Raw genomic sequence first — 14004 nt, forward strand, 5'->3', positions numbered from 1 at the left:
ACATAAACCAAAGGAAAAGCCTAAAATAATTTTAAATTTGCCTATTAAATTAAACTATAAGTTGAATGGTACAATTATCTGATCGTTTGTTAGCCATGGAGGAATCGGCAACATTAGCAATGTCTCGAAAAAGTCGTGAATTAAAAAGTCAAGGACTAGATATCATATCTTTGAGTTTAGGAGAACCAGATTTTCCAACTCCAGATTTTATTAAAGAGGCTGCTGTTGAAGCGATGGAACAAAATTATACTACTTATACACCTGTTCCAGGTTTCGATGATTTACGTCAAGCGATTGCTGACAAATTCAAGCGTGATAATGGTTTGCATTATGATTTGGACCAAATCGTTGTTTCAACAGGAGCAAAGCAATCCATTGCGAACTTAATGATGAGTTTAATTAATCCTGGAGATGAGGTTTTAATTCCTGCACCTTATTGGGTTTCATATATTGAAATTGTTAAAGTGGCTGGAGGAGTTCCTGTAATTATTGATTCTACAATAGAATCTGACTTTAAAGTTAATAGTGCTGCGATAAAAGCAAAGATTACAGATAAAACAAAAGCGATTATCTTTTCTTCACCTTGTAACCCAACGGGATCGGTTTATTCAAAAGAAGAATTAAAAGATTTTGCGAGTGCATTTGTAAATCATAAAGACATCGTAATTATTTCTGATGAGATTTATGAACATATTAATTTTGATGGAAAACACGAAAGTATAGCTCAATTTGAAGAGGTTTATGATCAAACTGTAACCATCAATGGAATGTCCAAAGCTTGGGCAATGACAGGATGGAGAATTGGATATATAGGTGCGCCAAAAGCAATTGCTGCGGCATGTGGTAAAATGCAAGGTCAATCAACAAGTGGTGCAAATTCTATTGCTCAACGCGCTTCGATTGCAGCATTGAAAAAAGATCCTGCTTATTTAAAAGATATGTTGGCTGCATTTAAAAAGAGAAGAACTTTAGTCTTGGATGCATTAAGGTCAATGGATGGAGTAGAAGTGAATGAACCTGAAGGAGCGTTTTATTTCTTCCCTGATGTTTCTAGCTTTTTTGGAAAGTCATTTGAAGGGAAAACCATTAAAGACGCTGATGATTTAGCACTATATTTATTGGAGGAAGCCCTAGTTGCTATTGTAACGGGAGGAGCATTTGGAGACCCTAACTGTATGCGTATTTCTTATGCTACGGATGAAGCAACCTTAACTAAAGCAATGGACCGAATTAAATTAGCTTTACAAAAATTGAAATAATGACATTGGAAGCGCTCTTCGAAGAGTTTAAAACGAAAAAAATTATCGTTCTGGGAGACGTCATGATTGACGCATATCTCACTGGAAAAGTAGAACGTGTGAGCCCAGAAGCTCCTGTTCCTATTGTGAATTTTTTGAAACGTGAAGAGCGTTTAGGTGGAGCTGCCAATGTAGCGCTAAACTTGATAAGTCTAGGGGCACAGGTTACAATGAGCACGGTAATTGGTCAAGATAAAGAGGCTGAAACGCTGCTTGAACTTTTAGAAAAACGATCAATTTCTACTTCTGGAATTATTCGTTCTAAATCCCGTCAAACAACAATTAAAACGAGAGTTATAGGCAATCATCAACAATTGTTGCGTGTGGATCAGGAGCAAACAGATGATATTTCCAGTTCGGAAGAAGAAAGGCTGTTGAAAGATCTTGAAGTTTTATTGAAATCAGGTTATGACGCATTAATTTTCCAAGATTATAATAAGGGAGTGTTGACAGCTTCCTTGATAGAAAAAGTGATTGCTTTAACCAAGAAGTATAATGTTTTAACAACCGTAGATCCAAAATTAAAGAATTTTTTGGCTTATAAAGGTGTAACATTGTTTAAGCCAAATTTGAAAGAATTGAGTGAGGGAATGCAAATGAAAATTGATTTTGCCAACGACTCAACTCAGTTTAATAAAGCTATTGAAAAGTTTAAATCTATCGTTCACCCTGAAATTGTGTTTGTTACGCTAAGTGAAAATGGGGTTTTTATTGAAAACGAAGCCAATAAACACCACATTCCTGCACATGAACGAACTATTTCAGATGTTTCAGGAGCAGGGGATACGGTAATTAGTGTTGCAACATTGTGTTTATGCGCTGGTTTAAAAATTGAAACTTTGGCATCTATGGCTAATTTAGCGGGCGGAATTGTTTGTGAATACCGTGGTGTAGTCGCAATAAATGCTGAAGAACTATTTGATGAAGCAAATAAACTAGACATTAAATGTTAAGCGGTTTTAGAGAGAAGGTTAATTTAAGCCTGTACAATTCTAAAAACACAGTGCTTTCATTATTTCGATGGTTGCATATCATCATTGCATTAGGAATGATAAGTGTGCTGATTTATTACTATGGATTTCCGCAAACTGATGAGTCTCAAAAGTTTTTAACCAGAATTATTCAGTTTAGTTTTCTATTCTATATCATTCGATTTTTCATAAAACTGATTTATGATTACGATCCCCTTCATTACATCAAGAAAAATTGGGTAGAAAGCGCCATCGTCTTTCTATTGGTTATAGAGGGTGTAATGTATAATCTGTTTGGAGTTATTTTATTTTCTAAATTCTTTGAATCTATTGGTTTAGAGGGTTTTAAAGATTTTTCTAATTTAACTGTTCAGTTCTTTTTTGTGGCGTATGTTTTCATGGAAATATTTAAGAAGCGAGATTTTAGACAGTACTTTAAAATCCATCCAGGGCTCTTATTTACTTTGTCAATTTTAAGTATAATACTCATAGGGTCAGGACTTTTGATGCTTCCCGAAATGACTCAAACGGGATATGATATTTCTTTTATTGATAGTTTATTTCTCTCTACTTCGTCAACAAGTGTAACAGGGTTAGCCACAGTTGATGTAGCCAGTATTCTTACTGTGAAAGGTCAGGTGGTTGTGTTGTTTTTAATTCAGGTTGGTGCCTTAAACACAATTGCATTTGCAGCACTTTACTTATTGGTAGCTAAATTTGGTGTTGGAATTAAACAACATGATGTAATCGAAGACTTTGTAAATAATACGTCATTTTTAGATACGGAAACAATGTTTTTCAAAATTGTAAAATGGACATTAGCCATCGAACTTCTGGGTTTTATATGTATATTTATTTTACTGGAACCTTCAGGAATGTTTGCAGACAATTCCGATAGAATGTTCCATGCTTTATTTCATTCGATTTCTAGTTTTTGTAATGCAGGTTTAACAACTATTCCAAATGGATTAATGAATTCGCTGGTTATAGATAATTATTTACTGCATATAATTACAATGGGACTTTTCTTTTTAGGAGGTTTTGGAATGATATATTTGTTCGATATTTTTGGGATCAGAAGTTTGAGGAAGCGAATGAAGTATCCGTGGAAAACCTTGAGATTCGATACAAGAATAACTTTATACACCACATTAACTTTGTTGGTTTTAGGGGCAGTAGTGTTTTATGTATTTGAATACAATAAAAGTTTAGCGGGCCAATCTGGATTTGGAGCAATGGTTACAACTTTGTTTAGTTCCATGACTACAAGAAATGCAGGATTCAGCACGGTGAATATTTCAACCCTAAGTCTTCCTGTTCTTGTGTTTTTCTTGTTTTTAATGTTTGTAGGAGCGAGTTCTGGGTCTTCTGGAGGAGGTATTCGAGTTTCAACATTCGCAATTATGGTGAGTTCGGTTGTTTCAACCATAAAGAGAAAGCCACATGTAGAGTTGTTTAAACGAACAATCGACAATGATTTGGTATTAAAAGCATATTCTATCTTCGTATTTTTCGTGGTAGGAAACTTAATTGGTATTTTTGCACTTTTAATCACAGAGTACCAAGCAATAGAAGCGGGGAAATTTGAATTGATTGATATAATTTTTGAGCATGTTTCTGCTGCCAGTACGGTTGGATTATCAACTGGAATAACAGCAGATTTAACGGAACCAGGTAAAATTGTGTTAATTTTCGCGATGTTTATTGGTCGTGTTGGAACATTAACAATAGCATATTTGTTTGGTAAACAAGTAATGAGTAGAAGATATAAATACCCAAGTGGGCATACAATGATTGGTTAGTTATGGCAGAAAATAAAGTTGTTAAACCGTATTACAAGGACGATAAGTCCAAAAAAGAGGAGGTTGCTGAAATGTTTGATAATATATCAGCAAAATATGATTTCTTAAATCATTTTATGTCTATGGGCATTGACCATCTATGGCGTAAAAGAGCGATTAATATGTTGCAAGCAAGCAAGCCAAAAAAGATAATTGATCTTGCAACAGGAACAGGGGATTTCGCTTTAGCGGCATTGAAATTAAACCCAGAAAAAGTGGTTGGAGTAGACATTTCTAATGGGATGTTGGAAAAAGGCCGCGAGAAAATGAAGAAAAGAGGGAAAGAAGATATCATTTCAATGATGTACGGAGATTCTGAAGACTTGCCTTTCAAAGACAATGAATTTGATGCCCTAACAGTTGGATTTGGTGTAAGGAATTACGAAAATCTTGAAAAAGGATTGGGCGAAATGTTACGTGTAATTAATCACGGGGGTACAGCAGTTATTCTGGAATTCTCAAAACCAAAGAAATTCCCGGTGAAACAATTCTTCGGGTTTTACTCAAAATACATCATCCCAATGCTAGGGAAAACTATTTCTAAAGATAATTCGGCTTACGAATATTTACCGGAATCAGTAGCAGCCTTTCCAGAAGGACAAGCTTTTCTTGATATATTGACGAAAGTGGGATACAAGAATGTGAAAGCGAAAATGGTTTCAGGCGGGATTGCAACTATTTATACTGGAGTAAAATAAATTAAGTCGTTTAGCGTTTGTAAAAGCCATGATGAAAAAGTTAATCTTCATATTGATATTTACCTTTCTTGGAATTGAATTTGGATTAGCACAACGAATTCCACAGGCAAGAAACTATCGAAAATTTGACCGTAATCTTTTTCATTTCGGTTTTATGTTGGGAGTAAATACATCTGATTTTTCAACACAGTATAAACCAAATATGGTTAACGAGTTTGGAACTTATTCTGTTACGAATAGAAGTCAACCTGGTTTTCAATTGGGATTAATTAGTTCTATGAAAATAGGAACTCCTTTGATTCGATTGCGTTTTATTCCTTCATTGTCTTTTCAAGAAAGAATTTTAGAATATAATTTTGTTCCAATTCAACCAAACGAAGATTTTGAATTTCAGGAAGAAAGGGTTGGATCCACAAACTTGGACTTTCCTCTTTTATTGAAATTTAGAACAAAAAGATATAATAATTTTGCAGCCTACATTATTGCTGGCGCTCAGTATTCGCTGGATTTACAGTCGAAAGAAACCAATTCTCAAAAATTTGGGGATCCCTTTATAAAGCTTTACAGAGATGACTTTCAAGGTCAAGTTGGTGCAGGAATGGATTTTTTCTTGCCTTTCTTTAAGTTTGGAATCGAACTTAAATTGTCTCACGGATTTAATAACGCATTAATTCAAGATAATTCTCGATTATCACAACCAATTGAAAGTCTGCGTAATAGGGTATGGTGGTTCTCTTTAACTTTTGAAGGATAATGGAAAATTTAATTCAAATTCAAGTTCTGCCAGAACAATTGCATGATGAAGCATTTATTCTTAAAACGGCAAACAATAAAAACAGAGGGAGTAAATTTGATTACCCTTACTTTTATATTCGTAAACGTTCTATTGACGCTAGAAGAAATCCTGTAAAATATAATTTACAAGTTGTTTTATCCGAGGTAAAACAAGAATTGACAGTTCCTGAAGTTCAATATGGTAATGTTGAAAATGGAACGCCGGTTCATATCATTGGTGCGGGACCTGCAGGTTTATTTGCTGCACTTGAAGCTGTTGAATTAGGTTTGAAACCTATTGTTTACGAACGAGGAAAAGATGTTCGAGAACGCCGAAGAGATTTAGCAAAAATTAATAAAGAACATATCGTAAATCCTGAATCAAACTATTGTTATGGTGAAGGAGGAGCAGGTACATACTCAGATGGTAAATTATATACCCGATCTAAAAAAAGAGGAAATGTACTTAAGGTTTTAGAACTTTTTGTTCAATTTGGTTCTCCTTATGATATTTTAGTAGATGCACATCCGCACATTGGAACTAATAAATTACCAGCGATAATCACAGCAATGCGTGATCAAATTATCGCATCAGGAGGAGAGGTTTGTTTTAATTCCAAGGTTACCGATTTTATTATTGAGAACAATAAATTAAAAGGGCTAGAATTAAATAACACTGAGCAAATTGATGCTGAACATGTTATTTTAGCTACTGGACATTCGGCAAGAGATATTTTTGAACTTCTACATCAAAAAAATGTAAAAATTGAAGCGAAAGGATTTGCTCTAGGTGTTCGTATTGAACATCCGCAAGAGTTAATCGATAAAATTCAATACCATGGAAGGTTGAATGATGAGTTTTTACCACCATCAACTTATAGTTTGGTTACACAAGTAAATAAAACTGGAGTTTATTCATTTTGCATGTGTCCGGGAGGAATTGTAGCGCCTTGTGCAACATCACCTGGAGAAGTTGTGACGAATGGTTGGTCTCCTTCAAAAAGAAATAATCCTTATTCTAACTCGGGAGTTGTGGTAGAACTTGATCCAACTCGTCTTCCCAATTATGATCCAAATAATCCTTTTATTGGATTGGAGTTTCAAGCCTCTGTGGAAAAAGCATGTTGGGAAGCAGCAGGGAAAACTCAAGCAGTTCCAGCACAAAGAATGGTTGACTTTGTAAATGGGATAGTATCTAGAGATTTACCAAAAAGCAGTTATCAACCAGGAATGGTTAGCGTTGATTTGAATAAAGTTCTACCTCCATTTATCGCAAACAATTTAAGAAAAGCTTTTAAAGATTTTGGTAGAAAAATGGATGGGTACTTGACCAATGAAGCTGTTTTGATGGCTCCAGAGTCCAGAACGTCATCTCCAATTTCCATTCCACGTGACTCAGAAACATTACAACATGTTGAAGTTTCGGGATTGTATCCATGTGGCGAAGGTGCTGGTTATGCTGGAGGAATTGCTTCTGCTGCAGTCGATGGATTGAATTGTATTCAAGCAATTGCGAAAGTGATTGAAGGGAAATGAAAAACGAAAAATTAAGAATGAAAATCGCCCAAATCATCGATACAATGTAAGTACGATTGGCAAGTCGTCCATTTACATTGACGATGTTTGGTTTGGTTCAATGATTAATTATTCAAGTATTCAATGATTTGATGGGACCTTTGTTCGTTATTATTCCACACCTCACGAATTCACAACTTTACAAATCAACAAATTCACAACAAAAAATTACCTCGGTCGAGAAAACTCAGACAACAACACAGCTGTTGCCATTGCTACATTTAAAGATTCTCCTTTTCCGAATTGAGGAATTGTAATTGGATCTGTGATGAATTTCATGATTTCTTCGCTAATTCCATTTCCTTCATTTCCCATGATCATGATTCCTTTCTTAGAAATTTCCGTTTCGTAAATATTCTCGCCTTCAAGTAAGGAGCCATAAATTGGTAATTCAGTGTTTTCTAAAGCTTCTTTTAAGTCCACATATTCCATATTAACATTGAAAATTGCACCCATAGAAGCTTGAACAACTTTTGGATTGTAACAATCTACTGTTTCTTTCGATGCAATAATGTGTTGAACTCCAAACCATGATGCTAGCCGAAGTATTGTACCTAGATTTCCTGGGTCTTGGATTGTGTCTAAAGCAATATAGAAATTTGGTCGTGCAGTGTTTTTTTGTAAATAATTACATATAGCGACTTGTTTTTGGGGATGCTTCAAAGTAGAAATTTGTCCAAGAGTTTTGTTGTCAATTTCTTCAAAAACAACATGTTCTGGCAGTTTTTCTTGCGTAGGTTCTGTTCCGAAAACTTGAATCAAGCTATCTGGAGCGTATTTTATTGCTTCGGCAATCATTTTTGGACCTTCAATAATAAACTGTTGTCCAATATCACGAAATTTTTTTCGGTGCAATGAGCGGATAAACTTGATTTGTTCTTTTGAAATCATAAATGAAACTGTCTTGAATGGTAAAAATAGAAAATGTTTGTCTGAATTGACAATTGTTAAATGATATTTATCAAATAGCTCCTGAACTCTAAAGATTAGTGGCACTAAAATTGGAGTTTTTTATAGTTTTAAACTTAATTTGCTATGAAAAAATTCTTTTTAATTGCTCCGCTTACTTTTCTGTTGTTGATCCTTAGTTTTCAGAGTATTGCTCAAACCGAATCAGTATTAGTTACTGGTCAGAAGGGCAATCGCGAGTTTGTGATCAGCGTTGTGAATCCAGATAATGTTGAGACTTACAATAGACATAGCTATAGTGCTCATTCCTATGCAGTAAAACTTAAAATAGAACTTGATAAATGGTTGACAGAAGGGTTTGAAATTGTAGATTCTAGCACATCTTTTTCACAGGATGAATCTGGTATGAGACATGAGGTGATTTATATTTTAGTGAAGGAAAGTTTATTGAAAATTAAGGCATCAAATGACAATTGAGAATTAAGAAATAATAATTAACAATTAATACCCAACTGATTTGTATTTTTGCTTACTGTGAAGCTATTCTATCGCTATATTTTCTTTTTGGTTCTAAGCTGTTTTTTAGCAGCGTGTAATATTACTCGGAATGTTCCGGATGGATATTTTATGTTGGTGTCTAATGACGTCGAAATGCCTAATAGCACAAAGCTTAGTAAAAGCGAGGTGGAGAGTGTTATTCGTCAACGACCGGCGCACAGAACATTAGGGTTTCGATTTAAACTACGGGCTTTCAATAGTATTGATTCCACTAAAACTGAAATAGGAAAAAAGAAGCGCTATTTAAAATACCGTCAGAAGAACAAAGAAAGAATAGCCCGTCAAAAAAAAATAAACGATCGCCGAATCGCAAAAGCATTTAAACGAGGAGAGGATTTTTACAAACCAAAGAAGATTGACCTTAAGGATACAGTTGAAGTAAAACATACATTACGTGAAAGGGTAAAATATGATTATGGTGAAGCACCTGTGATTTATGATTCCTCTATGATGATTACTTCAAAAGATCAAATTCAATTGCTGCTTCAGAAAAAAGGTTATTTCGGAGCGGAAGTAAGGGCAGAAGTAGAATTAAAAGCGAAGAAAAAATACGCGTATGTAGATTACTTTTTGACGCCTGGTTATCTAAGTTATGTAGATTCCATTTTTTTACGAACTGAGAATAAGGCAGTTCAGCAAGTATATAAAAAATACATAGAGAATGGAGAAAATGCTTTGATAGCCCCGTTTCGTTTTGATTCTGAAGCATTAAGTGTTATGCGTAAATCTATGTCGGATTATATGAAAAATAGCGCTTTATATGGTTTTAAAGAAAGTTATATTACGTTTGAAGTAGATACTTTAAAGCAAGGGGATTCAATTCAAATCGCTATAGATGTTTCTAAAAGATTGATTGGAAAAGACCAAACGGAAAGGGAGAAGCCTTTTGCATATACACGAATCAGTAAGGTTTATTTTCACCTGATGGATACGTTAAATTATCCTGGGAATTTCACAAAAGAACAACTCGATCCGCGTGGTATTGATTTAGGACCTTATGATAATATTCCAACATATGACACCCTTAGGTATGATTGGTATGATGGTAAAAATGAGCGAAACAGAACTGCAACCTTCTTATATAATGGAAAGTTAACTACGAAAGCTGAATTAATAGAGTTTCAGAATTATTTAGAAGAAACAAATTATTACAAAGGTGACTTTGTTGGACAATCTTATTCCAGGCTCATGAATTTGAATATTTTCAAGACTGTGAAACCCGAGATTATTGAAAACGAAGATAACTCAATTGATGTACATTATTATTTAACAACTTTAGAACAAAGAACTTTTAGTTTTGAGCCTAAGACCACACATTCCAATAGTTTTTTAGGGGTTTCTACCTCATTAAATTACATTAATCGGAACCTATACCGTACTGGAAATAAACTGAAAATTAGTTTTAGTGGTGGTTTTGAATCTCAACCTGATATATTTTCTAATGAAGAAACAACTGTTCTTAAAGATGGAACACGTAGTTTGAATACTATAGAATTTGGTCCATCGATAGAGTTAGATATCCCAAGATTGTTTCCTCTTAAAATGTCTAGGCTGTCTAAAAATCAAAATCCAACTACTACTTTTTCTGCGGCTTATAACTATCAATTGCGACCGGAATTTAAACGTCAAACCATTCAATTGAATTATTTATGGAAGTTTTTTGACATTGATAGAAGTCAAGTTTTTACTGTAGGAATCCCTTTAATTGGTGGTATTCAATTTGTAAGGATTGATAAAACTGAAGATTTTAAAGATAGGTTAGAACAACAAAATGATTTGTTTTTGATTAATGCCTACAGCAATCAAGCCATTTATAAGGATGCCGCTGTGACTTATAGTTATGCGAATCCAACCTTAAAAGATGGTAAAATTACTTTTAATTACGGTTTTAGTTTTGATATGGCTGGAATGGCCATTAGTTTGTTGACAAAAGACAATGCATTAAACGAGGACGGTTACAAAGAATTTTTAGGTCAGCGCTATTCCCAATTTATTCGATTAGATAATGAATTTAGGTTGCATCAATATTTCAATGAAAAATCTTTACATTATAGATTACAAATTGGAGCTGGAGTTCCATTAGAAAATAACGGCCCGAGTTTACCCTTTGATTATAGCTTTTTTGGAGGTGGTTCAAATGATAACAGGGGTTTTAGGGCCAGATCTTTAGGTCCCGGAGTTTATAAATACTATTTAGATACGAGCAGAACCGTAACAGAAATGGGGGATATGCGTTTAGGAGCATCATTGGAATACCGATTTAAGATTACAAATTTATTTGAAGCAGCTGTATTTAGTGATGTAGGAAATGTTTGGACCTACAACGAGGATGAAAACAGGCCTGGTGGACAAATTACAAACGATTTTTATAAGCAGTTAAGTGTTTCTGCTGGTGTTGGATTACGTTTAGATTTTTCATTTTTGATTGTTCGTCTAGATTTAGGTTTTCCACTAAGGAATCCCGCTTTGCCTAAAAACGGAAAATGGATATTCCAAAGCAGAGATCCTTTTATCGAAGAAGCAGAAAATCAATGGGGAATTGATCCTAGCACAGGAGATTATTATTATAAAAACGATGGCGTTTTACCTAATCCATTCCAGCCACAGTTTCACATTGCTATTGGTTATCCTTTTTAGATGAGTTACACTTTTAAAGGTGGATTAAAAGAGGATGCCTTTTTTTAAGAAATAATTTGAGTTTCCCACCTACCTTTTGTCTAAAAACTTAAATAACATTCTTTGGCTCTTCGATTCTTGAAATAACCAGATGATTTATTCGATTTAAGGCTTAATTTCTGCTAACTTTGTTGGTCTTAAAAATAGGATTTTATAAAAAAATAATATAGAGCTATGAATAATTGGTTTACGGTAAAAGTAAAATATACAAAACAGCTTGAAGACGGACGTTTAAAACGTGTAACAGAGCCATATTTGGTAGATTCTGTTTCATTTACTGATGCAGAAGCACGCATGTATGAAGAAATTGGTCAAAGTGTAACTGGTGAGTTTTTGATTACCGGAATTACAAAGACAGAATATGCTGATATCTTTTATTACGATGATTCTGATGATTGGTATAAATGTAAACTAACTTACGTTTCCATTGACGGAGACGAAGGGAAAGAAAAGAAAATTACAAGTAACTTTCTAGTTACAGCGAGTAATGTAAAAGAAGCTTACGAAAGAATAAAAGAAAGTTTGAGCGACATGACGGTAACTTTTGAAGTGCCATCAATCATGCTTACTCCAATTGTTGAAGTTTTGCCTTACAACCCTGATATGGATGTTGAAATCGATAGACGTCCGCTTGAAGAAGGAGAAGTAGTTGATACTACACCAAGACCTTTACCTAATTCTGAGGAAGAAGATGATGAATATGAATCTTCAAACGAGGAGGAAGAATACGAAGAAGAAGAGGAGAACGACGTTTCTTTTGAAGACGAAACAAAATAAATTATGAAAGAGTTTCTTGATATTTTACGTAATGATCATTCAGATTTTGATCAGGGTAAGTTGGATGACAGACTGAAAAGTATTGATCCAATGAAGCTATTTACAAAATGGTATCAAGAAGCTTTTGAAAAACAATGTATTTCTCCAAATTCTATGACCATAAGTACGGTTGGGAAAGATTTGATGCCTTCCTCTCGTGTTGTTTATATGAAGGAATTAATGGAGGAAGGGTTGATTTTTTATACCAATTACGAAAGTAAAAAAGGGCAGGATCTTGCGGAAAATCCTCAGATTTCTGCCTTGTTTTATTGGGATGAATTATCACGCCAAATTCGTGTTCAAGGTAGCGTTGAAAAGGCACCAGAATTTATGTCTGATGATTATTTTAAATCTCGTCCTCGTCCAAGTCAGTTGGGTGCATGGGCTTCAAAACAAAGTGAAGAAATTTCAAGAAGAGAAATCCTTGACCAGGAGTATAAAAAGATAGAACAGCGTTTTGAAAATCAAGAAGTACCACGCCCTCCATTTTGGGGAGGATACTTGATTAGGCCAATTTCTATTGAATTTTGGCAAGGTCGACCAAGTCGTTTACATGATAGAATTTGTTTTGAGAAAAACGATGTTGATAGCAAAGAATGGACGGTAAAACGCCGCAATCCCTAAGGAAATTTTATGAATATAGAACCATCAGTTTATCAATTAGATAATGGTATGCGTGTTGTTTATCTACACGATCCATCCATTGTCGCTCATCTTGGAGTAACTGTTCGAGCAGGATCACGCTATGAAAGCGAAAACGAAGAAGGTTTAGCTCATTTTTTAGAACATTGTATTTTTAAAGGTACAAAAAACAGGAGGGCTTTCCACGTTTTATCCCGACTCGATTCAGTTGGAGGTGAATTGAATGCATATACAACTAAAGAAGAAGTCTGTGTTTACGGTTCTTTTACGAAAGAGCATTTGAAAAGAGCTTCGGATTTATTGGCCGATATTATTTTCAATTCCACCTTTCCTGAAAAGGAAATTGAAAAAGAAAAGGAAGTTATTTTAGATGAAATCAATTCCTACTTGGACAGTCCTTCAGACAGAATTTTTGATGATTTTGAATCTTATCTGTTTCCAGAAAATGCATTAGGGAAGAATATTCTTGGAACAGTTGATTCGGTTCAATCTTTTCAGAAATCTGATTTGGAGCGTTATGTTAAGAAGTTTTTCTATCCAGAAAACATGGTGATTTCATTTATAGGGAATGTAAAAGCAGAAGATTTACTCAAACAATTGAACAAGGATTTTGGTCATTTTTCGCACCGTGAAGAATTGAGTCATCCAATTGAACCCAAGCCGCTAGTTCCGTTTAATATTGAAAAAGCAGATGCCAATTACCAAGCGCATATCATGATTGGAGGTAGAGCACCTGGATACAATCATCCTAATCGCCGTGTTTTCACATTGCTAATTAACATTTTGGGTGGACCAGCTTTAAATTCTCGTTTAGGACTTTCAATTCGTGAGAAATATGGATATACTTATAACATTGACGCTAGTTACACACCTTTTGAGGAGGTTGGATATTGGAATGTTTATGCAGGAACAGATCCTAAATATCAAAAGAAAACAATAAAATTAATCCTAAAGGAAATTCAACGTTTTATTGATGAACCCTTAACTGAGAATCAATTAAAGAAAGCGAAGCAACAAATGAAGGGACATTTTGCTTTAGGAATGGACAGTAATGGAAGTGTGATGCTCAATTTTGGTAAAAGTTTATTGGTTTTTAATCAAATCGATACACTTGCCGAAATTTATGAAGCCATTGAAAGTATAACTCCAACTGAAATTCAAGAAATGGCCAAAGAGTTTATGCGTCCAGAACAGGTTTCTAGTTTGGTTTACAGTGTTAAATAATATAATAAATTACACTTATTAG

Annotated in this window: 12 protein-coding genes; 11 read left to right on the plus strand and 1 reads right to left on the minus strand. The window is 34.5% G+C overall.

The features are described 5' to 3' along the window. Positions 1-65 precede the first annotated feature (65 nt). The 6 genes from C6368_RS07440 to C6368_RS07465 are packed head-to-tail and all read left to right on the plus strand — an operon-like array spanning position 66 to position 7118. A complete protein-coding gene (locus C6368_RS07440; RefSeq protein ID WP_107038563.1) occupies positions 66-1259 on the plus strand; it encodes a pyridoxal phosphate-dependent aminotransferase in 1194 nt (397 codons plus the stop codon). Continuing rightward, positions 1259-2251, plus strand: a complete 993-nt coding sequence (locus C6368_RS07445) for a bifunctional heptose 7-phosphate kinase/heptose 1-phosphate adenyltransferase (RefSeq protein WP_107038564.1) — start codon at positions 1259-1261, stop codon at positions 2249-2251. The genes C6368_RS07440 and C6368_RS07445 overlap by 1 nt, the downstream gene beginning before the upstream one ends. After that, positions 2245-4071 (plus strand): TrkH family potassium uptake protein, encoded by a 1827-nt coding sequence (locus tag C6368_RS07450; protein WP_107038565.1) that lies wholly within the window; start codon positions 2245-2247, stop codon positions 4069-4071. Before C6368_RS07445 ends, C6368_RS07450 begins: the two co-directional genes overlap by 7 nt. A 2-nt stretch (positions 4072-4073) precedes the next feature. After that, positions 4074-4808: a bifunctional demethylmenaquinone methyltransferase/2-methoxy-6-polyprenyl-1,4-benzoquinol methylase UbiE gene (gene ubiE, locus C6368_RS07455; protein WP_107038566.1), complete on the plus strand. Its 735-nt coding sequence runs from the start codon at positions 4074-4076 to the stop codon at positions 4806-4808. Between the two features lie 28 nt (positions 4809-4836). Beyond that, a complete protein-coding gene (gene porT, locus C6368_RS07460) occupies positions 4837-5562 on the plus strand; it encodes a type IX secretion/gliding motility protein PorT/SprT (RefSeq protein WP_107038567.1) in 726 nt (241 codons plus the stop codon). Next, the gene (locus tag C6368_RS07465; protein WP_107038568.1) at positions 5562-7118 is read left to right on the plus strand and encodes an NAD(P)/FAD-dependent oxidoreductase; all 1557 of its coding nucleotides are present in this window, start codon (positions 5562-5564) and stop codon (positions 7116-7118) included. Before porT ends, C6368_RS07465 begins: the two co-directional genes overlap by 1 nt. 207 nt (positions 7119-7325) lie before the next feature. Here C6368_RS07465 and C6368_RS07470 read toward each other — a convergent pair whose 3' ends face one another. Further along, positions 7326-8048, minus strand: coding sequence for a TrmH family RNA methyltransferase (locus C6368_RS07470; RefSeq protein ID WP_107038569.1), 723 nt, complete (start codon positions 8046-8048; stop codon positions 7326-7328). Positions 8049-8192: 144 nt separating this feature from the next. Between C6368_RS07470 and C6368_RS07475 the strand changes: the two genes are divergently transcribed. The 5 genes from C6368_RS07475 (at position 8193) to C6368_RS07495 (ending at position 13982) form a co-directional block, all read left to right on the plus strand. Continuing rightward, positions 8193-8543: a hypothetical protein gene (locus C6368_RS07475; protein WP_107038570.1), complete on the plus strand. Its 351-nt coding sequence runs from the start codon at positions 8193-8195 to the stop codon at positions 8541-8543. Positions 8544-8600: 57 nt separating this feature from the next. Then, the gene (tamL, locus tag C6368_RS07480; protein ID WP_449374861.1) at positions 8601-11261 is read left to right on the plus strand and encodes a translocation and assembly module lipoprotein TamL; all 2661 of its coding nucleotides are present in this window, start codon (positions 8601-8603) and stop codon (positions 11259-11261) included. 213 nt (positions 11262-11474) lie between these two features. Further along, positions 11475-12077, plus strand: a complete 603-nt coding sequence (locus C6368_RS07485; protein ID WP_107038572.1) for a DUF4494 domain-containing protein — start codon at positions 11475-11477, stop codon at positions 12075-12077. A 3-nt stretch (positions 12078-12080) separates the two neighbouring features. Then, the gene (pdxH, locus tag C6368_RS07490; protein ID WP_107038573.1) at positions 12081-12740 is read left to right on the plus strand and encodes a pyridoxamine 5'-phosphate oxidase; all 660 of its coding nucleotides are present in this window, start codon (positions 12081-12083) and stop codon (positions 12738-12740) included. Positions 12741-12749: 9 nt separating this feature from the next. After that, positions 12750-13982: a M16 family metallopeptidase gene (locus tag C6368_RS07495; RefSeq protein ID WP_107038574.1), complete on the plus strand. Its 1233-nt coding sequence runs from the start codon at positions 12750-12752 to the stop codon at positions 13980-13982. Positions 13983-14004: the final 22 nt, after the last annotated feature.

The sequence above is a fragment of the Brumimicrobium mesophilum genome, assembly GCF_003025005.1.
Taxonomy (GTDB): Bacteria; Bacteroidota; Bacteroidia; order Flavobacteriales_D; family Crocinitomicaceae; genus Brumimicrobium; species Brumimicrobium mesophilum.

Bases quoted from the DNA above. Each gene is read 5' to 3' on its own strand.
- C6368_RS07440 (WP_107038563.1), top strand. From the start codon at position 66: ATGGTACAATTATCTGATCGTTTGTTAGCCATGGAGGAATCGGCAACA.
- C6368_RS07445 (WP_107038564.1), top strand. From the start codon at position 1,259: ATGACATTGGAAGCGCTCTTCGAAGAGTTTAAAACGAAAAAAATTATC.
- C6368_RS07450 (WP_107038565.1), top strand. From the start codon at position 2,245: ATGTTAAGCGGTTTTAGAGAGAAGGTTAATTTAAGCCTGTACAATTCT.
- ubiE (WP_107038566.1), top strand. From the start codon at position 4,074: ATGGCAGAAAATAAAGTTGTTAAACCGTATTACAAGGACGATAAGTCC.
- porT (WP_107038567.1), top strand. From the start codon at position 4,837: ATGATGAAAAAGTTAATCTTCATATTGATATTTACCTTTCTTGGAATT.
- C6368_RS07465 (WP_107038568.1), top strand. From the start codon at position 5,562: ATGGAAAATTTAATTCAAATTCAAGTTCTGCCAGAACAATTGCATGAT.
- C6368_RS07470 (WP_107038569.1), bottom strand. From the start codon at position 8,048: ATGATTTCAAAAGAACAAATCAAGTTTATCCGCTCATTGCACCGAAAA.
- C6368_RS07475 (WP_107038570.1), top strand. From the start codon at position 8,193: ATGAAAAAATTCTTTTTAATTGCTCCGCTTACTTTTCTGTTGTTGATC.
- C6368_RS07485 (WP_107038572.1), top strand. From the start codon at position 11,475: ATGAATAATTGGTTTACGGTAAAAGTAAAATATACAAAACAGCTTGAA.
- pdxH (WP_107038573.1), top strand. From the start codon at position 12,081: ATGAAAGAGTTTCTTGATATTTTACGTAATGATCATTCAGATTTTGAT.
- C6368_RS07495 (WP_107038574.1), top strand. From the start codon at position 12,750: ATGAATATAGAACCATCAGTTTATCAATTAGATAATGGTATGCGTGTT.